The sequence below is a fragment of the Massilia sp. KIM genome (assembly GCF_002007115.1).
GTDB lineage: Bacteria > Pseudomonadota > Gammaproteobacteria > Burkholderiales > Burkholderiaceae_D > Telluria.
Window position 1 is genome coordinate 101,435 of sequence record NZ_MVAD01000004.1, and the last position, 17,857, is coordinate 119,291.

Annotated in this window: 16 protein-coding genes; 3 read left to right on the top strand and 13 right to left on the bottom strand. The window is 67.6% G+C overall.

Annotated elements, in window-relative coordinates; all coding sequences use genetic code 11:
- Positions 1–21 precede the first annotated feature (21 nt).
- The 3 genes from B0920_RS23000 to B0920_RS23010 all read left to right on the top strand — a co-directional run bounded on the left by B0920_RS23000 (position 22) and on the right by B0920_RS23010 (position 8,173).
- Positions 22–1,968 (top strand): S9 family peptidase, encoded by a 1,947-nt coding sequence (locus B0920_RS23000; protein ID WP_078035025.1) that lies wholly within the window; start codon positions 22–24, stop codon positions 1,966–1,968.
- Complete coding sequence (locus B0920_RS23005; RefSeq protein ID WP_078035026.1) at positions 1,965–6,101, top strand: DEAD/DEAH box helicase; 4,137 nt, start codon at positions 1,965–1,967, stop codon at positions 6,099–6,101. Before B0920_RS23000 ends, B0920_RS23005 begins: the two co-directional genes overlap by 4 nt.
- 161 nt (positions 6,102–6,262) lie before the next feature.
- Positions 6,263–8,173: a DUF885 domain-containing protein gene (locus tag B0920_RS23010; protein WP_078035027.1), complete on the top strand. Its 1,911-nt coding sequence runs from the start codon at positions 6,263–6,265 to the stop codon at positions 8,171–8,173.
- Positions 8,174–8,523: 350 nt separating this feature from the next.
- Here B0920_RS23010 and tatC read toward each other — a convergent pair whose 3' ends face one another.
- The 13 genes from tatC to hisD all read right to left on the bottom strand — a co-directional run bounded on the left by tatC (position 8,524) and on the right by hisD (position 17,857).
- Positions 8,524–9,279, bottom strand: coding sequence for a twin-arginine translocase subunit TatC (gene tatC / locus B0920_RS23015; RefSeq protein WP_078035029.1), 756 nt, complete (start codon positions 9,277–9,279; stop codon positions 8,524–8,526).
- Positions 9,279–9,809, bottom strand: a complete 531-nt coding sequence (tatB, locus tag B0920_RS23020; RefSeq protein ID WP_078035030.1) for a Sec-independent protein translocase protein TatB — start codon at positions 9,807–9,809, stop codon at positions 9,279–9,281. The genes tatC and tatB overlap by 1 nt, the downstream gene beginning before the upstream one ends.
- 9 nt (positions 9,810–9,818) lie before the next feature.
- Positions 9,819–10,052 carry a Sec-independent protein translocase subunit TatA gene (gene tatA, locus B0920_RS23025; protein ID WP_078035031.1) on the bottom strand — a complete coding sequence of 78 codons (234 nt, stop codon included), beginning with the start codon at positions 10,050–10,052 and terminating at the stop codon, positions 9,819–9,821.
- Positions 10,053–10,155: 103 nt separating this feature from the next.
- On the bottom strand, positions 10,156–10,530 hold the full coding sequence (locus B0920_RS23030) for a histidine triad nucleotide-binding protein (protein WP_078035032.1): 375 nt from the start codon (positions 10,528–10,530) through the stop codon (positions 10,156–10,158).
- A gap of 151 nt (positions 10,531–10,681) precedes the next feature.
- Positions 10,682–11,020: a phosphoribosyl-ATP diphosphatase gene (locus B0920_RS23035; RefSeq protein ID WP_078035033.1), complete on the bottom strand. Its 339-nt coding sequence runs from the start codon at positions 11,018–11,020 to the stop codon at positions 10,682–10,684.
- A complete protein-coding gene (gene hisI, locus B0920_RS23040) occupies positions 11,017–11,427 on the bottom strand; it encodes a phosphoribosyl-AMP cyclohydrolase (protein ID WP_078035034.1) in 411 nt (136 codons plus the stop codon). Before hisI ends, B0920_RS23035 begins: the two co-directional genes overlap by 4 nt.
- Positions 11,428–11,430: 3 nt before the next feature.
- On the bottom strand, positions 11,431–12,192 hold the full coding sequence (gene hisF, locus B0920_RS23045; protein ID WP_078035035.1) for an imidazole glycerol phosphate synthase subunit HisF: 762 nt from the start codon (positions 12,190–12,192) through the stop codon (positions 11,431–11,433).
- A 298-nt stretch (positions 12,193–12,490) separates the two neighbouring features.
- The gene (hisA, locus tag B0920_RS23050; RefSeq protein ID WP_078035036.1) at positions 12,491–13,267 is read right to left on the bottom strand and encodes a 1-(5-phosphoribosyl)-5-[(5-phosphoribosylamino)methylideneamino]imidazole-4-carboxamide isomerase; all 777 of its coding nucleotides are present in this window, start codon (positions 13,265–13,267) and stop codon (positions 12,491–12,493) included.
- A 39-nt stretch (positions 13,268–13,306) separates the two neighbouring features.
- Positions 13,307–13,948: an imidazole glycerol phosphate synthase subunit HisH gene (gene hisH, locus B0920_RS23055; protein WP_078035037.1), complete on the bottom strand. Its 642-nt coding sequence runs from the start codon at positions 13,946–13,948 to the stop codon at positions 13,307–13,309.
- Between the two features lie 7 nt (positions 13,949–13,955).
- Entirely contained in the window at positions 13,956–14,546 is a 591-nt protein-coding gene (gene hisB / locus B0920_RS23060; protein WP_078035038.1) for an imidazoleglycerol-phosphate dehydratase HisB, read from the bottom strand.
- Between the two features lie 55 nt (positions 14,547–14,601).
- Entirely contained in the window at positions 14,602–15,693 is a 1,092-nt protein-coding gene (gene hisC, locus B0920_RS23065) for a histidinol-phosphate transaminase (RefSeq protein WP_078035039.1), read from the bottom strand.
- Positions 15,690–16,523, bottom strand: coding sequence for a site-specific DNA-methyltransferase (locus B0920_RS23070; RefSeq protein ID WP_078035040.1), 834 nt, complete (start codon positions 16,521–16,523; stop codon positions 15,690–15,692). Before B0920_RS23070 ends, hisC begins: the two co-directional genes overlap by 4 nt.
- The gene (gene hisD, locus B0920_RS23075) at positions 16,520–17,857 is read right to left on the bottom strand and encodes a histidinol dehydrogenase (protein WP_078035041.1); all 1,338 of its coding nucleotides are present in this window, start codon (positions 17,855–17,857) and stop codon (positions 16,520–16,522) included. The genes B0920_RS23070 and hisD overlap by 4 nt, the downstream gene beginning before the upstream one ends.

Here is a 17,857-nt window from a genome sequence, read left to right on the forward strand (position 1 = left end):
CACCCAAGGAAGGACACCGCCATGACTGTTGCCAACAGCAAACAAAGCGCGCCCTGCGGCGCCTGGATTTCCCCGATCGTCGCGGCCCGGGTCGCGGCCGGCGCCACGCCCCTGTCCGGCCTGATGCTCGATGGCGGCAACCTGTACTGGCTGGAAGGGCGCGCCAGCGAGGCCGGGCGCAGCACCCTGGTCGCCGGCCGTCCCGACGCCGGCGCGCACGCCGAACTCACGCCCCTGCCCTTCAACGTGCGCAGCCGGGTGCACGAATACGGCGGCGGCGCCTATGCGGTGGCGGGCGGCGAGGTCTGGTTCTCCCACCATGGCGACAACCGCCTCTATCACGTCGCCCCGGGCGGCCAGCCGGTCGCCTTGACCGCCGAAGGCGCCTGGCGCTACGCCGACTTCGTGGTGGACGCGGCGCACGCGCGCCTGATCGCAGTGCGCGAGGACCACACGGGCGGCGGCCCCTATCCCGAGAACAGCTTGTGCGCGATCGGCTTCGACGGCGCGCAGACCGTGCTGGTGGACGGCAACGACTTCTACGCGGCGCCGCGCCTGTCCCCGGACGGCAGCCAGATGGCCTGGCTGTGCTGGGACCACCCGCGCATGCCCTGGGAAGGTTGTGAGCTGTGGCTGGCCGACGTGCTGGAGGACGGCAGCCTGGCCGACGGCCGCCTGATCGCGGGCGGGCCGCAGGAATCGATCTGCCAGCCGGAGTGGTCGCCGGACGGCGTGCTGCACTTCGTGTCCGACCGCAGCGGCTGGTGGAACCTGTATCGCTACGAGCACGGCGTGGTCCACCCCCTGTGTCCGCGCGAGGCCGAATTCGGCGCGCCGCACTGGAATTTCGGCGGCTCGCTCTACGGCTTCGCCTCGAAGGACGAGATCGTGTGCGCCTACGTCGAGGCGGGCGTGAGCCGGCTGGCGCGCCTGTCGTTGCCCGCCGGGGAGCTCACCCCCATCGCCACGCCCTACCAGGAGATCCGCGAACTGCGGGTCGAAGGCGACACCGTCGCCCTGCTGGGAGGCGCGCCCACGATCGCGCTGGAACTGGCCTGCATCGATCTCGCCGGCGGCGCGCGCCGGGTGCTGGCGCGCTCGATCGAGGAGCTGCCCGACGCCGGCTATCTGTCGGCGCCCCAGGCGATCAGCTATCCGAGCGCGAACGGGCGCAGCTCCCACGCCTTCTACTACCCGCCCACCAACGCCGGCTTCGCGCCGCTGGCGGGCGAGCTGCCGCCCCTGATCGTGATCGGCCATGGCGGCCCGACCGGCATGGCGGCCAGCACCCTCAAGCTCTCCACCCAGTTCTGGACCAGCCGCGGCTTCGCCGTGCTGGACGTGAACTATGGCGGCAGCACCGGCTTCGGTCGCGCCTACCGCGACCTGCTCAAGGAACAATGGGGCGTGGTCGACGTCGAGGACTGCGTGGCAGGCGCGCGTTACCTGGCGCGCCAGGGCGTGGTCGATCCGCAGCGCCTGCTGGTGCGCGGCAGCAGCGCCGGCGGCCTGACGGTGCTGAGCGCCCTCGCCTTCCACGACGTGTTCCAGGCCGGCGCCTGCTACTACGGCGTGTCCGACCTGGCCGGGCTGGACGCGGACTCGCACAAGTTCGAGTCGCACTACAACCAGTACCTGATCGCCCCGCCCGAGCGCGCCCAGGACGTCTACCGCGCGCGCTCGCCGATCCACCACGTCGACAAGCTGCGCCACCCGATGATCTTCTTCCAGGGCCTGGACGACAAGGTGGTGCCGCCCCAGCAATCGGAGAGCATGGTGGCGGCCCTGCGCGCGCGCGGCACCCCGGTGGCCTACATCACGCTCGAAGGCGAGGGCCATGGCTTCCGCAAGCCGGAAAGCATCGTGCGCACGCTGGAAGCGGAGCTGTACTTCTACCTGCGCGTGTTCGGCGTGCCGGCGCCGGCCGGCCTGGCCCCGGTGGCGATCGAGAATCTCGGAGACGCATGAGGGAAGACGAGCTGCGCGCGCGCCTGGCCGCCTGCCGGCCGGAAGAAACCATGATCCTGGCGCTGCTGGCCGTGGCCGGCGAGCCCATGGGACGCCAGCGCATTCTGGAACACATGATGGCGGCCGGCGTGCCGCTGCCGCCCGGGCAATGGGCCGATGAGCTGGCGCGCCTGCGCGAGCGCGGCCTGGTGACCGAGGCCGGCGAACGCGGCATGGGGGTCGCGCCGGAGGCCGCATGGCCGGTGCTGGACGCGGCCCTCGACGACGGCCTGTTCGGGCGCGTGGCCGCGGCCTATGCCCAGGTGACGCCGGTGCGGCGCGACTGGCAGGGCCACGTCATGCTACGCAGCTACCGCCAGGGCCTGGCCCTGCTGCGCATCGCCCTGTTCGGCGGCGAGGACGCCGGCGTGGTGACGCCGATCCTGGCCGCCTGCCTGCGCTGCCACGAGGCCAGCTACCTGCATCCGCTGGTCGACGTCTGCGCCCGCCCCGTCTTCGCGCCGGGCGCGATCGCGCGCATCCACCGCGGCCTGCGCGACGGCGTGCTGGCCACCCTGGTGGCCCACGCCCAGCGCGAGCCCGCCACCGCCCCCGCGATCCGCGAGGCGGCCGAGCGCCACGCGGCCCAGGGCCATCCCTCGACCTCGCTGCGCATCGCGCTGGCCGAGCACTTCCTGCTGTGCGGACGCCTGGACGACGCGGTGGGCCTGCTGGCCGAGCTCGAGGACGCGGCGGCCCTGTTCCTGCGCAGCGTCGCCGCCCTGCTGCGCGACGAGCTGGAAACCGGCCTCGAAGGCGGCGAGGCGGCCCTCAAGCTGCTGCGCCGCGAGACCGGCAAGCGCAAGGCGATCTTCGAGGGCTTCGGCGCCCACCTGTACGTGGCGGCCCTGCTGCGCAGCAGCCAGCCGGCCCACCAGAAGCTGCTCGACGCCTGGCTGGAGACCGCCACCCGCGCAGTGCAGCGCCCGGACAACGCGGTCTGGTTCCAGCTCTCGATGCTGCGCGAGATCCGGCGCGGCACGGTCGACACCGAGGTGCTGGCCTCGCGCAGCTGGGAGATGGCGCTCGAGCCCTTCACCTTCCGCGCCCTGCTGCACCACTGGCTGGGGTTGCCGCAGCTGGCGGGCAAGCGCGCCCAGCTCGAGGAGATGCTGGCCCAGTCCGAGGCCGCCGGCTTCGACTTCCTGTCGGCCCAGCTCGCGGGGCTGCTGGGGCAGCTCGGCTACGTCGGCCACGAGGCCAAGGCGGGGGAGCTGCGGCGCCGCCACCGCTTCACCGACATGGCGCTCTGGTTCGAGCGCGAAGAGGCCTGGGAGCGCCAGCTCAACGCCCTGATCAACCTGCAGCCGGCGGTGAACGCGGAAGTGGTGCGCGAATCGCGCCTGGTGTGGATGATCCGCTACGACCCGCACCTGGGGGTGCAGGAGATCGAGCCGCGCGAGCAGAAGCGCGACGCGCAGGGCGGCTGGACCCGCGGCCGCGCCGTGGGCCTGAAGCGCCTGGCCGAGGAAGGCCGGGAGCTCGACTGGCTCACCGCCCAGGACCTGCAGGCAATCGGCGCAATCGCCGGACGGCGCTACTACGGCAGCAGCAGCGTGCGTTTCGAGTTCGAGCTGGACAAGGCCTTGGGCGCCCTGGTCGGCCACCCGCTGCTGTTCTGGATGGATGCGCCCGGCACCCGGGTGGAGCTGCTGCCGGGCGAACCCGAGCTCTTGGTCAAGGCGCGCGCCAGCACCGTGCTGATCGCCCTCCAGCCGCCGGTGCACGAACAGGAGGGCGAGGTGATCGTGACGCGCGAGACCCCGACCCGCCTGCGCTTGGTGCAGGTGAAGGAGGAACACCGCCGCATCGCCGCCATCCTGGGCGAAGGCCTGGAAGTGCCGCTGGCGGCCGAGCGCCGCGTGCTGCGCGCGATCAGCGCCATCTCCGCCATCGTCACCGTGCAGTCGGACATCGGCGCCAGCCCGAGCGACATTGAGCAGATAAAGGCCGACCCGCGCCTGCACCTGCACCTGCGGCCCTACCAGCAGGGCATGCGCATGCAGGTGCTGGTGCGCCCGCTGCCGGACGCCGGCGCTTACTATGCGCCGGGCGAAGGGGCGGAAAACGTGATCGCCGACCTCAATGGCGTGCGCACCGAGGCGAAACGCGACCTGAACGCCGAGCGCGAGGCCGAGCGCCAGCTGATCGCCGCCTGCCAGGCCCTGGAACACGCGGAACTCGACCACGGCGAATGGCTGCTCGGCCAGCCCCTGCTGTGCCTGGAGCTGGTCGACCAGCTGCGCGCGCTCGACCCGGCGAGCGTGGTGGTGGCCTGGCCCGAAGGCGAGAAGTTCCGCGTCACTAAAAAAGCCACCACCAAGTCGGTCCGCATCCAGATCCGGCGCGACCGCGACTGGTTCGCGGCCGACGGCGAGGTGGTGATCGACGAGGGCCGGGTGATGAAGCTGCGCGAGCTGCTGGAGCGCCTGCGCGAGGGCGGCAGCCGCTTCGTGGCCCTGGGCGACAACGAATACCTGGCCCTGAGCGACGAGCTGCACCGGCGCCTGAACGAGTTGTTCTCCTACGGCGAGCTGCATGGCGAGGAAGTGCGCCTGCACGCGCTGGCCAGCTTCTCGCTGGAGGAGCTGGCGCGCGAGGCCGGCCAGGTCGACACCGACGCGGCCTGGCGCGCCCACCTGGAGCGCATCGCCGCCATCGAGGCCTATACCCCGGAACTGCCCTCGACCCTGCAGGCCGAGCTGCGCGACTACCAGCGCGAAGGCTTCGAGTGGCTGGGCCGCCTGGCCCACTGGGGCGTGGGCGCCTGCCTGGCCGACGACATGGGCCTGGGCAAGACCCTGCAGGCCCTGGCCCTGCTGCTCACCCGCGCCAAGGACGGCCCGGCCCTGGTGGTGGCCCCGACCTCGGTCTGCCTGAACTGGATCGCCGAGGCGCAGCGCTTCGCGCCGACCCTGAACCTGAAGCTGTTCGGCCCCGGCGAGCGCGAAGCCCTGATCAAGGAGGTCGGCCCCTTCGACGTGGTGGTGGTGAGCTATGGCCTGCTGCAGCTGGAAGCGCCGCTGTTCGCCGGGCGCCGCTGGCGCAGCATCGTGCTGGACGAGGCCCAGGCGGTGAAGAACATGCACACCAAGCGCTCGCAGGCGGTGATGGCCCTGCAGGGCGACTTCCGCATGGCCGCCACCGGCACCCCGCTGGAAAACCACCTGGGCGAACTGTGGAACCTGTTCCGCTTCATCAACCCTGGCTTGCTGGGCAATGCCGAACAGTTCCAGCTGCGCTTCGCCGGCCCGATCGAGAAGGCCCAGGACAAGCGCGCGGAACTGGCCGCGCGCCACCGCCTGCGCCGCCTGACCCAGCCCTTCATCCTGCGCCGCACCAAGTCCCAGGTGCTGACCGAGCTGCCGCCGCGCACCGAGATCGTGCTGCCGGTGGAGCTGACGGCGGAAGAAGCGGCGCTCTACGAATCGCTGCGGCGCGAAGCCCTCGACACCCTGGCCGCGCTGGAAGCGCCCGAAAGCCAGAAGTCGATCGCGATCCTGGCCGAGATGATGCGGCTGCGGCGCGCGGTCTGCAATCCCGAACTGGTGGCGCCGGGCGCCGGCATCGCCAGCAGCAAGCTGGCGGCCTTCGCCCGCCTGCTCGACGACCTGCTGGAAAACCGCCACAAGGTGCTGGTGTTCAGCCAGTTCGTCGACCACCTGAGCCTGATCCGCCAGTACCTGGACAGGAAATCGATCCCCTACCAGTACCTGGACGGCGCCACCCCCATGCAGGAGCGCAAGCGGCGGGTCGACGCCTTCCAGGCCGGCGAGGGCGAGCTGTTCCTGATCAGCCTGAAGGCGGGCGGGGTCGGCATCAACCTCACCGCGGCCGACTACGTGATCCACATGGACCCGTGGTGGAACCCGGCGGTGGAAGACCAGGCCTCGGACCGCGCCCACCGCATGGGCCAGCAGCGGCCGGTCACCATCTACCGCCTGGTGGCGCGCGGCACCATCGAGGAAGGGATCGTCGAGCTGCACCACCATAAGCGCGACCTGGCCGACAGCCTGCTGGAGGGGACGGAAATGGCGGCGCGCATGTCGCCCCAGGACATGCTGGCGATGCTGCGCAGCGGGATCGGCAGCTAGGCTATCATTGCGCCTTTTGCCGAAGAGGCAACAGCGCTTTCCCGCCGCGTGACGGTTTGTTTCAGGCGCCCGCAAGCGCGGTGAATGGTGCTACTCTTCCGTGGCTCCGGGCCTCACGGGCGCGGCGTCCCGACTCTTTTTTTGTTACAGGGCCGAATACGATGATGAAAACGAAGATCGCGCTGGCGGCACTGCTGGCGTGTTTCGCACTGGCGCCGGCCAGCGCCAAGCAGTCCAAGCCCGCCAAGGGCAAGGCCAAGAGCAGCAAGGTGGTCAAGGCGAAAAGCGGCGACAAGCGCAAGAAGGCGCCGCTGAAGGCCGCCGCCGCCACCGCCGCAGTCGCTGCGGCCACCAGCGCCGCCGCCACCAGCACCGCCGCGCCGGCCACCCAGGCCCCAGCCTTCCGTCTCGACCGCCGCATGGAGACGCTGAGCATGCAGTTCCTGACCGCGCTCTGGCGCGTCGATCCGGAAGGCGGCATCTATGTCGGCAAGTTCGACCAGGCGGCCAGCCTGACCATTCCCGACGAGGCCACCCGCGCCAAGAAGCTGGCCTTTGCCAACGAATGGCTGGAGAAGTTCGGCAAGCTCGATCCGAAGCAGCTCTCGCCGCGCCACCGCACCGACCTGGCCCTCCTGGTGAACAAGCTGGAGAAGGACCGCTGGAGCTTGAACACCTGGCGCGAGTTCGAGTGGAATCCCTCGCTGTACAACGTGGCCCAGCCGCTCGACCTGATCCTCAACACCGAATACGCCGCCAAGCCGCAGCGCCTGCGCACCATCCTGCGCCGCCTGGCCAACGTGCCGGCCTATTACCAGGCGGCCCAGGCCTCGATCACCAAGCCGACCATCGAGCACACCCAGCTCGCCATCACCCAGGCCCCGGGCACCATCGCGGTGCTGGCGGACCTCGGCAAGGCGGCCCAGGAATCGACCCTCACCGCGCAGGAAAAGGCGATCTTCGCCCAGCGCATCGCCAACGCCGGCACCGCGGTGCTGGGCTATGTCGACTTCCTGGTGGGGCTCGAGAAGAACCTGCAGGCCAACAAGGACGCGCGTCCCTTCCGCATCGGCAAGGAGCTGTACGAGCAGAAGTTCGCGCTCGAGATCCAGTCGGCCAGCAGCGCCGAGCAGACCTACCGCAAGGCCCTGGCCACGCGCGAAGAGCTCCTGACCCGCATGAACGCGATCTCGGACGCGCTCTGGCCCACCTACATGGCCGGCACGGCCAAGCCGAACGACCGCTTCCAGAAGATCGGCATGATGATCGACAAGCTCTCGGCCCGCCACGTCGCGCGCGAGAACTTCTTCGCCGAGATCCGCCGCCAGATCCCGCTGCTGCAGGACTGGGTGATCAGGAACGACCTGCTCACGCTCGACCCGGACAAGCCGCTCGAGGTGCGCGAGACCCCGATGTACCAACGCGGCATCGCCGGCGCCAGCATCGACGCGCCAGGTCCCTACCGTCCCAAGGACAAGACCTATTACAACGTCACGCCGATGGACAATCTCACGCCGGAACAGGCGGAGAGCAGCCTGCGCGAGTACAACGAGTGGATCTTGCAGATCCTGAACATCCACGAGGCCATCCCCGGGCACTACGCCCAGCTGGTCCATGCCAACAAGTCGCCCTCGCTGATCAAGTCCCTGTTCGGCAACGGCGCCATGGTCGAAGGCTGGGCGGTGTACGGCGAGCGCATGATGCTGGAATCGGGCTATGGCGGCAACGCGCCCGAGATGTGGCTGATGTACTCGAAGTGGAACCTGCGCAGCGTGACCAACACCATCCTCGACTACAGCGTGCACGTGCTGGGCATGCAGCAGCAGGAAGCGCTCGACCTGCTGACCCGCCAGGCCTTCCAGACCCGCCAGGAAGCCGAGGAAAAGTGGCGCCGCGTGAACCTGACCTCGGTCCAGCTGACCAGCTACTACAGCGGCTACGAGCAGATCCTGGAACTGCGCGAGCGCCGCAAGCAGCAGTTGGGCGAGCGCTTCAGGCTGAAGGAATTCCACGACCAGTTCCTCAGCTATGGGAATGCGCCGGTGAAGATGATTGCGGAGTTGATGCAGTAAGAAAGGTAGGGTGAACGCGGCGGTATCTCCACCGCCCGGTCTCCCCCTTCAACCAACAACGTCATCCCCGCGCAGGCGGGGATCCAAGTCCTCAGCGCGTCCGCGGCCTATGCATGGGCCTCGGGCACGCGAAGAAACTTGGATCCCCGCCTGCGCGGGGATGACGTTGTTCGTTTGTGGGGGTGAAGCGAAGCTGCGGCTTCGAAGGATGCCGCCTTGGGCCGTCTCTCTTCCAGCGCCTTAGGCCGTCTCTTACGGCGCCCTACGCCGTGTCCTACGACGCCTTACGCCGTGTCCTACGACGCCTTACGCCGTCTCTTCCGACGCCCTACGCCGTGTCTTACGACGCCTTACGCCGTCTCTTCCGGCGCCCTGGTCGCACGCACGAAGATCGGGGCCAGGAGCAGGCCCAGCTCGTACAGCAGGCACATCGGAATGGCCAGGGCCAGCTGGCTGACCACGTCCGGCGGCGTGACGATGGCCGAGATCACGAAGGCCCCGACGATCACGTAGGAGCGGATCGACTTCAGCTTCTCGATGCTGACCACGCCCATGCGCGCCAGGATCACCACCACCACCGGCACCTCGAAGGAGGCGCCGAAGGCCAGGCACATCGACATCACGAAGTCGAGGTAGTTCTCGATGTCGGGCGTGACCGAGATCGATTCCGGCGCGAACTCGCCGATGAAGTGGAACACCCGCCCGAAGACGAAGAAATAACAGAAGGCCACGCCGGCGATGAACAGCAGCGAGGACGAGATCACCAGCGGCAGCACCAGGCGCTTCTCGTGCGCGTACAGCCCCGGCGCGACGAAGGCCCAGGCCTGGTAGAACACCCAGGGCAGGGCCAGGATGAAGGCGAGCAGCAGGGTCACCTTCATCGGCACCAGGAAAGGCGCGATGACGCCGGTGGCGATCATCTTCGAGCCGGCCGGCAGCGCGGCGATCATGGGCGCGGCCAGGATGTCATAGATGTGCGAAGGCCCCGGCCAGGCGAACAGGCCCGCGCAGACGATCGCGATCCCGATCGACGCCTTGACCAGGCGGTCACGCAGCTCGACCAGATGGGAAATGAAGGTCTCTTCGCCGCCAGCTTGCTCAGTCATCAGAAGAAGGATTTAGAGGAGGTAGTTGCACTTGCCGGGCGGTACTTGCGCACGCGCGCGGCGCCCGACATCACATGGCGTTTGGTGCCATGGCGGTTCTTGTACCAGGCCGGCACGCTCGAGGTGCGCACCAGCTTCTTGCGGCGGAAATCGCGCGCCTTGCGCTCAAGGTCGTCGGTGGTCGGCAGGATGGTCGGCATGCCGTCGTAGGCGCCGGGATCGTAGGAGGCGGTGTCCTTGCCCTCCTGCCCGTCGAACAGCGCCTCGACCTCCTGCACGTGGCCGTGGACGGTCTGGTGGACTTCGTCGCGGAAGGAGGCGGCGCTGTCCTGCACTTCCTTGTGCAGGTTGCGCAGCTCTTCCAGCTCGATCTCGCGGCTGACTTCGGTCTTGACGCTGTGCAGGTAGCGCTGGGCGCGCCCGTACAGGGTGCCCGCCATGCGCGCCACCTTCGGCAGCTTTTCGGGGCCGATCACGATCAGCGCGACCACGCCGATGATGGCCAGCTTGGACAGTCCGAGATCGATCATGCCCGCAGATTACGAACGGGTCTTGTCGCGGGCTTCCACGTCGATGGTCGTCTTGTCGGCGACCTGCTTCGCCTGGGCGCTGGCGCTGGCCTCGTCCTTGTCTTCCTCGCCCTTCACGCCGTCCTTGAAGCCCTTGACCGCTTTACCGAGATCGGAACCCATGTTGCTGATCTTCTTGGTGCCGAAAATCAGCATGACCACGACCAGAACGATCACCCAGTGCCAAATACTCATCGAACCCATAATTTTCTCCTTGCAAGGCGCAGCGCGCCTGTAGATCGGGAAGCGTATTCCACAGTATACGCCATGCGGGAGCACTTGCTCCCTTTAATCGCTTAGTGCGGGCTTAAGTACCCAGCCCACGCCAGGGGCGCGGACCGCCATACATGTGCAAGTGCAAGTGATAGACTTCCTGGCCGCCATCCGGACCTGCATTGATCAGGGTCTTGTAGCCGCCGGTACGTTTGCCACCGGCATCGACTTTGACCGCAACACCGTGTTCCGCAGCAAGCTTCGGCGCGAGCGCCAACATCTTGCCCAGCACGGCGGCATGCTCGTCGCTGCAGTCGGACAGGGTGTCCACGTGCTGCTTCGGGATCACCAGGAGGTGGACCGGAGCGGCCGGGTTGATGTCCTTGAATGCCAGCACGTCATCGTCTTCGTAGACGATGCTGGCCGGAATCTGCTTGGCGACGATTTTGCAAAAAATGCAGTTGTCCATCTTTTCTCCAGATTGTTACATCGCTTCCCTGTGGAAACCTGCGTACTCTAGCAATACCGCGTGACACGGTAATGACGGAACAGGGCGAATTATGACATCCGAGCGCAAGGTCCATGTAACGAACAGGCGCGGGTTTCGCCGCCTGCTTCGCCTATTCCTTTCGAGAGGCTTTTTCCTCGAGGCCGGACACGCCCTCGCGCCTTGCCAGTTCGTCCAGCACCTGTTGCGGGGTGAGCTTGAACTGGGCCAGCAGCACCATCGAATGGAACCACAGGTCGGCGCATTCGTACAGGACCTTGGAGGCGTCGCCCGAGACGCGCGCGTCCTTGGCGGCCATCACGGTCTCGGTGGCTTCCTCGCCGATCTTCTTGAGGATGGCGTCGTCGCCCTTGGCGAACAGCTTGGCCACATAGGATTTGTCGGGATCGCCGCCGTTTTCCGGCTTGCGCGATTCGATCACCGCCGCGAGGCGGGCCAGGGTCTGGCTCATGGGGTTTTCTTTTCTGCGGAGTAAATGGTGTCGGCATCCTTCAGCACCGGCTCGACCGTCTGCCAGTCGTTGCCGTCGAACTGCTGGAAGAAGCAGGAATGGCGTCCGGTATGGCAGGCGATGCCGCCGGCCTGCTCGACCTTGAGCAGGACCACGTCCTCGTCGCAGTCCAGGCGCATGTCCAGCACCTTCTGCACGTGGCCGGATTCCTCGCCCTTGTGCCAGAGCTTCTTGCGCGAGCGGCTCCAGTAGACGGCCTCGCCCAGCTCGGCGGTTTTCGCCAGCGCCTCGCGGTTCATCCAGGCGAACATCAGGATGTCGCCCGTGGCCGCTTCCTGGGCGATCACCGGCACCAGGCCGTGCTCGTCCCAGCGCACCTTGTTCAGCCATTTGGCATTGGTAACCATGGCTTACTCCAGGCGCATCGGGATGCCGCGCTCGGCCATGAAGCGCTTGGCTTCGCCGACCGTGTGCTGCCCGTAGTGGAAGATGCTGGCCGCCAGCACCGCATCGGCATGGCCTTCGAGGATGCCGTCGGCCAGGTCCTGCAGGCCGCCGACCCCGCCCGAGGCGATCACGGAAATGCCGACCGCGTCCGAGACGGCGCGGGTCAGGCCCAGGTCGAAACCCGATTTGGTGCCGTCGCGGTCCATCGAAGTGAGCAATAACTCACCGGCTCCCAGGCTCTCCATCTTGCGCGCCCATTCGACCGCGTCCAGGCCGGTGGGGTTGCGGCCGCCGTGGGTGAAGACTTCCCACTTGTCGGGGGCAACCTGCTTGGCGTCGATCGCGACCACGATGCACTGGGAACCATGCTTTTGCGAAGCCTCGAACACCAGCTGGGGATTGGTCACGGCCGAGGTGTTCATGCTGACCTTGTCGGCGCCGGCATTGAGCAGGCGGCGCACGTCCTCGACCTTGCGCACCCCGCCGCCGACGGTGAGGGGGATGAACACGGTGGAGGCCACGGCTTCGATGATCGGCAGGATCAGGTCGCGGCCGTCGCTCGAGGCGGTGATGTCGAGGAAGGTGATCTCGTCGGCGCCCTGGCCGTCGTAGCGGCGGGCGATCTCGACCGGGTCGCCGGCATCGCGCAGCTCGGTGAAGTTGACGCCCTTGACCACGCGGCCGCCGGTGACGTCGAGGCAGGGGATGATGCGTTTTGCGAGCATAAGAGTGTTTGCGTTTGCGTGTGCCTTAAAGGCGGCCATAAAGTGCGCACCGTGGCTCCTATTATCGCCACTAGCGCCAGCACGTCATCCCCGCGCAGGCGGGGATCCAAGTTTGTGCGCACGCCGGTGAAGCACACGTTCACACTGTACTGCGAAATTGGGTCCCCGCCTTCGCGGGGACGACGTTTTATATGGTGCGGGTCCTACCTTTTATATGGTGCGGGCCCTACCTTTTATATGGTGCGGTCCTGCATTTATATGCCGCGGGCCATGCGTCATATGACAGGGCCCGGCGGCCTCAGGCGTCCGCGCCTTCCGTCAGTTGATCGGCCCGCTCCTGCGCCGAAGCCAGGTCCAGCGTGCCCTCGTAGATCGAACGCCCGCAGATCACGCCTTCGATGCCTTCGTCCTGCACCGCGCACAGCGCTTCCACGTCGGCCAGGTTGTGCACGCCGCCGGAGGCGATGATCGGCACCCGGACCGCCTGCGCCAGCTTGACCGTGGCTTCGATGTTCACGCCCGCCATCATGCCGTCGCGGCCGATGTCGGTGTAGACGATCGATTCCACCCCATAGCCTTCGAATTTCTTGGCCAGGTCGATGACCTCGTGGCCCGACATCTTGCTCCAGCCGTCGGTCGCCACCTTGCCGTCCTTGGCGTCCAGGCCGACGATGATGTGGCCCGGGAAGGCGCCGCAGGCGTCGTGCAGGAAGCCCGGGTTCTTCACCGCGGCGGTGCCGACGATGATGTAGGTGATGCCGTCGTCCAGGTAGCGCTCGATGGTGTCGAGGTCGCGGATGCCGCCGCCCAGCTGGACCGGAATCTCGTCCAGCTCGTTCTCTTCGGCGTAGTCCTGCACCACCTGCAGGATCGATTTGATCGCCTCTTCGTTCTTCGGCTTGCCCGCGAAGGCGCCGTTCAGGTCGACCAGGTGCAGCCGGCGCGCGCCCTTCTTCAGCCAGTGCAGCGCCATCTCGGCGGGATCTTCGGAAAACACGGTGGCGAGGTCCATATCGCCTTGTTTGAGGCGAACGCAGTGACCGTCTTTCAGGTCGATGGCGGGGATCAGCAGCATGGTCGTAGTCGGTTGGTTGACGGCGAAATGTGGCGGAACTCAGGGGTTCCAGTGGATGAAATTGCGGTACAGGCGCAGCCCGGCGGCGGCGCTTTTCTCGGGGTGGAACTGGGTGGCGACGATGTTGTCGCGCGCCACCGCGCAGCAATACGGCCCGCCGTAGTCGGCTTCGCCGATGGTGTCGAGCGGGTCGCCCGGCGCCGCGTAATAGCTGTGCACGAAATAGAAATAGCTGTTGTCCGCGACGCCTTCCCACAGCGCGTGGGGGCGCGCCTGGCGCACCCGGTTCCAGCCCATCTGCGGGACCTTGAAGCGCGAGCCGTCGGCCTGCAGCTTGCCGTCGAGCCGGAAACGCACCACCTTGCCCGGCAGGATGCCCAGGCCGGGCGTGCCCTCGTTCTCCTCGCTGGCCTCGAACAGCATCTGCTCGCCCACGCACACGCCCATCACCGGCTTGCTGCGGAAGGCGCGCAGCACGGCCTCCTCGGCGCCCGATTCGCGCAGGCTGGTCATGCAGTCGCGCATCGCGCCCTGTCCCGGCAGGACCAGGCGGTCGGCGCTGTCGATGTCGGCGGCGCTGCTGGAGACCAGCACCTCGGCTTCCGGGGCGGCCGCGCGCAGGGCCTGCGCGACCGAGCGCAGGTTGCCGAGGCCGTCCACCACCACAATCTTGGTCGTCATGGTCGTTTTACAGGCTGCCTTTGGTCGAGGGAATGATGCCGGCCGCGCGTTCGTCCAGCTCGGTGGCCATGCGCAGGGCGCGGCCGAAAGCCTTGAACACGGTTTCGCACTGGTGGTGGGCGTTCACGCCGCGCAGGTTGTCGATGTGCAGGGTGACGCCGGCGTGGTTGACGAAGCCGCGGAAGAATTCGCCGGTCAGGTCGACGTCGAAGGTGCCGATCATGGCGCGGGTGAAGGGAACGTGCAGTTCCAGCCCCGGACGGCCGGAGAAGTCGATGACCACGCGCGACAGCGCCTCGTCCAGCGGGACGTAGGCGTGGCCGTAGCGGCGGATGCCCTTCTTGTCGCCCACGGCCTTGGCCACCGCCATGCCGAGGGTGATGCCGGTGTCCTCGACGGTGTGGTGGGCGTCAATGTGCAGGTCGCCCACGGCCTCGACCTCGAGGTCGATCATGCCGTGGCGGGCGATCTGGTCCAGCATATGGTCGAGGAAGGGAACGCCAGTGTTGAGCTTCTGGCGGCCGGTGCCGTCGAGGTTGATCGAGACGCGGATCTGGGTCTCGTTGGTGTTGCGCGTGATGTCGGCGGTGCGGGTCATTACAGGATGCTCGTCAGTGGGTGCGGGACACCGGAAATTAGGAAACCGTTGAAAGTCACTTCAGGGCCGCTTTCAGGGCAGTCAGGAATTGGTCGTTCTCTTCCGGTGTGCTGACCGTGACGCGGATGCAGTTGGCCAGCAATGCATGCATTTTACTCAAATTTTTGATCAATACCTTCTCCGCGTGGAGTCGCGCGCAGGTCCGGTCGGCGTCCGGCACCCGAAGAGAGATGAAATTGGCCGCCGAAGGGAAGACCTCGACGCCCGGCAGGGCCGCCAGCGCGGCCGCCAGGCGGGCGCGCTCGGCGTTGATGCTTTCGGCCTGGCGGTCCAGGATGGCGATATGGTCGAGCGCGAACTCGGCCGCCACCTGGGTCAGCACGTTCACGTTGTAGGGCGGACGCACCTTCTCGAACTGCTCCAGCAGGGCGGCGTGGCCGGACAGGTAGCCCAGGCGGATCCCGGCCAGGCCCAGCTTGGACAAGGTGCGCATCACCACCAGGTTGGGAAACTCCGGCAGGCGACCCATGAAGCTCTGCTGGGCGAAGGGCTGGTAGGCCTCGTCCACCACGGCGATGCCGTCCTCGCCCAGGGCGCGGATCAGCGCTTCCATGTCGTCGGCGTCGAACAGGTTGCCGGTCGGGTTGTTGGGGTAGGCCAGGAACACCAGGGACGGCTTGTGCTTCTCGATGGCGGCCAGCATGGCCTCGCGGTCAAGCGAGAAGTCGGGCTTGAGCGGCACGCCGACGAAATCGGCGCCCGCGAACTGGGCCGAGCGGTAGAACATCACGAAGCCGGGCACCGGCGCCATGACCACGGCGCGCCGGTCCTGCCGGGCCACCGCGGTGGCCATGATGGAAATCAGCTCGTCCGAGCCGTTGCCGAGCAGGACGTCGTAGCCCGCGGGCACGCCCATGCGCTCGCGGATCTTGTCCTTGACCGTGCGGTAGGACGCCACCGGATAGCGGTTCAGGGCCGCGTCGGCCAGGCGCGCGCCCAGCTCCAGGCGCAGCGCTTCCGGCAGCTGGTAGGGGTTTTCCATGGCGTCGAGCTTGATATAGCCGCTCGCGTCCGGGACGTGGTAGCTGCCGATGGCGCGCACGTCTTCCCGGATGGTGTTGGCGATCAGCTGGTCGATGGAGCTCATGGGCTTTCCTCAATGATGATGGGAGCGGACTTGGCCGCCTTGCGCTTCTTGGCCGCGACCTTGGCCGCGACCGGCACCTCGGGCGCCGCCAGGCGGGCCTGGATGATGTCGCAATAGGCCGGGTTCAGTTCGAAACCGGTGAAACGGCGCCCCAGGCGCCGGGCGGCGATGGCCGTGGTGCCGCTGCCCATGAAGGGGTCGAGCACCACGCCGCCCGGCGGGCAGGAAGCCTTGACCATGCGCTCGATGATCTCGAGCGGCTTCTGGGTCGGATGGTCGGCGCGCTCGGGATGCTCGCGGTGCAGGCGAGAGACGCTCCACACGTCCTTGGGGTTGTAGCCGACCTCCAGCCACTTGGCGCCGACGAAGATCGAGCGCGAACGCGCCTTCTTGGTCTCGGCGTCGTAGGGGATGCGCACCGCGTCGAGGTCGAAGTAGTAGTCCTTGCGGTTGACGAAGAAGCCGATGGTGTCGTGCACCGAGCTGAAGCTGCGCACGCTGCCCCCCATCGAGGGCACGCGGCGGTCCCAGATGATCTCGTTCATCATGGTCATGCGCTTCTTCAGCATGACGAAGATCTCGGGCGCGAAGCGCCAGGTCAGGAAGACGTACAGGCTGCCGTTGGGCTTGAGCTTGGGCAGCGCGGCGTCGATCCACTGCCCGGTCCAGGCCAGGTAGGCTTCCACGCTCTGCTGGTCGGAGCTGTTGCCGTAGTCCTTGCCGAGGTTATAGGGCGGGTCGGTCAGGATCAGGTCGATGGACCCGTCCGGGATGCGCGCGAGACCCTCGAGCGCATCCTCGCAAAAGACCTGGTCGACCCAGTCCGTCATGATGCCATCGGGGGCACGGGTTGCAGCCGCAGCTCCGCGCTGCGGGCGTGGGCCTGCAGGCCCTCGCCGTAGGCCAGCACCGCCGCCACCTTGCCCAGGGTCTGGGCGCCCTGCTCGCTCACCTGGATCACCGAGGAGCGCTTCTGGAAGTCGTACACGCCCAGCGGCGAGGAGAAGCGCGCGGTGCGCGAGGTCGGCAGCACGTGGTTGGGGCCGCAGCAATAGTCGCCCAGCGATTCGGACGAGAAGCGGCCCAGGAACATGGCGCCGGCGTGGCGGATCCTGTCCGCCCACTGCAAGGGTTCGGCGGCCGAGATCTCGAGGTGCTCGGCGGCGATGGCGTTGGCGATCTCGCAGGCCTCCTCCATGTCGCGCACCTTGACCAGGGCGCCGCGGTCCGACAGCGAGGTGGCGATGACGGCCGCGCGCGGCATGCTCGGCAGCAGCTTGTGGATGCTGGCTTCGACCTGGGCGATATAGTCCGCGTCGGGGCACAGCAGGATGGCCTGGGCCAGCTCGTCGTGCTCGGCCTGGGAGAACAGGTCCATCGCCACCCAGTCCGGGTCGGTCGTGCCGTCGCACAGCACCAGGATCTCGGACGGGCCGGCGATCATGTCGATGCCCACGGTGCCGAACACGCGGCGCTTGGCCGCGGCCACGTAGGCGTTGCCGGGGCCGACGATCTTGTCGACCGCGGGAATGGTCTCGGTGCCGTAGGCGAGGGCGCCCACGGCCTGCGCGCCGCCGATGGTGATCACGCGGGTCACGCCGGCGATCGCGGCGGCGGCCAGCACCATGCGGTTCTTCACCCCGTCCGGGGTCGGCACTACCATCACGATCTCTTTCACGCCCGCCACCTGGGCGGGAATGGCGTTCATCAGCACCGAGGACGGATAGGCGGCCTTGCCGCCCGGGACGTAGATGCCGACGCGGTCGAGCGGGGTCACGCGCTGGCCCAGCACCGTGCCGTCAGGCTCGGTGAACGTGAAGCCCTTCAGTTCCTGCTTCTGGCGCTCGTGGAACACACGGATGCGTTCGGCCGCGGTGCGCAGCGCATCGCGCTGGGCCGCCGGCAACGAGGCCAGGGCCTCGTCCAGTTCGGCCTGCCCCACGTCGAAGGCCGCCATGGAACTGGCGCCGCCATTCGGAATGCGGTCGAACTTGTTGGTGTACTCGAGCACGGCGGCGTCGCCGCGCTTCTTCACGTCGGCGAGGATCCTGGCGACGCTGGACTCGATGGCGTCGTCGGTCTCGGCCTCGAAGGCCAGCAGCGCATCCAGGGTCTGCCTGAAGTCGGGCGCGGTGGAATCGAGTTTGCGGATCTGTACTGCCAT

Coding starts and splice junctions, on each gene's coding strand:
- B0920_RS23000 (WP_078035025.1), top strand. CDS start 22: ATGACTGTTGCCAACAGCAAACAAAGCGCGCCCTGCGGCGCCTGGATT.
- B0920_RS23005 (WP_078035026.1), top strand. CDS start 1,965: ATGAGGGAAGACGAGCTGCGCGCGCGCCTGGCCGCCTGCCGGCCGGAA.
- B0920_RS23010 (WP_078035027.1), top strand. CDS start 6,263: ATGATGAAAACGAAGATCGCGCTGGCGGCACTGCTGGCGTGTTTCGCA.
- tatC (WP_078035029.1), bottom strand. CDS start 9,279: ATGACTGAGCAAGCTGGCGGCGAAGAGACCTTCATTTCCCATCTGGTC.
- tatB (WP_078035030.1), bottom strand. CDS start 9,809: ATGATCGATCTCGGACTGTCCAAGCTGGCCATCATCGGCGTGGTCGCG.
- tatA (WP_078035031.1), bottom strand. CDS start 10,052: ATGGGTTCGATGAGTATTTGGCACTGGGTGATCGTTCTGGTCGTGGTC.
- B0920_RS23030 (WP_078035032.1), bottom strand. CDS start 10,530: ATGGACAACTGCATTTTTTGCAAAATCGTCGCCAAGCAGATTCCGGCC.
- B0920_RS23035 (WP_078035033.1), bottom strand. CDS start 11,020: ATGAGCCAGACCCTGGCCCGCCTCGCGGCGGTGATCGAATCGCGCAAG.
- hisI (WP_078035034.1), bottom strand. CDS start 11,427: ATGGTTACCAATGCCAAATGGCTGAACAAGGTGCGCTGGGACGAGCAC.
- hisF (WP_078035035.1), bottom strand. CDS start 12,192: ATGCTCGCAAAACGCATCATCCCCTGCCTCGACGTCACCGGCGGCCGC.
- hisA (WP_078035036.1), bottom strand. CDS start 13,267: ATGCTGCTGATCCCCGCCATCGACCTGAAAGACGGTCACTGCGTTCGC.
- hisH (WP_078035037.1), bottom strand. CDS start 13,948: ATGACGACCAAGATTGTGGTGGTGGACGGCCTCGGCAACCTGCGCTCG.
- hisB (WP_078035038.1), bottom strand. CDS start 14,546: ATGACCCGCACCGCCGACATCACGCGCAACACCAACGAGACCCAGATC.
- hisC (WP_078035039.1), bottom strand. CDS start 15,693: ATGAGCTCCATCGACCAGCTGATCGCCAACACCATCCGGGAAGACGTG.
- B0920_RS23070 (WP_078035040.1), bottom strand. CDS start 16,523: ATGACGGACTGGGTCGACCAGGTCTTTTGCGAGGATGCGCTCGAGGGT.
- hisD (WP_078035041.1), bottom strand. CDS start 17,857: ATGGCAGTACAGATCCGCAAACTCGATTCCACCGCGCCCGACTTCAGG.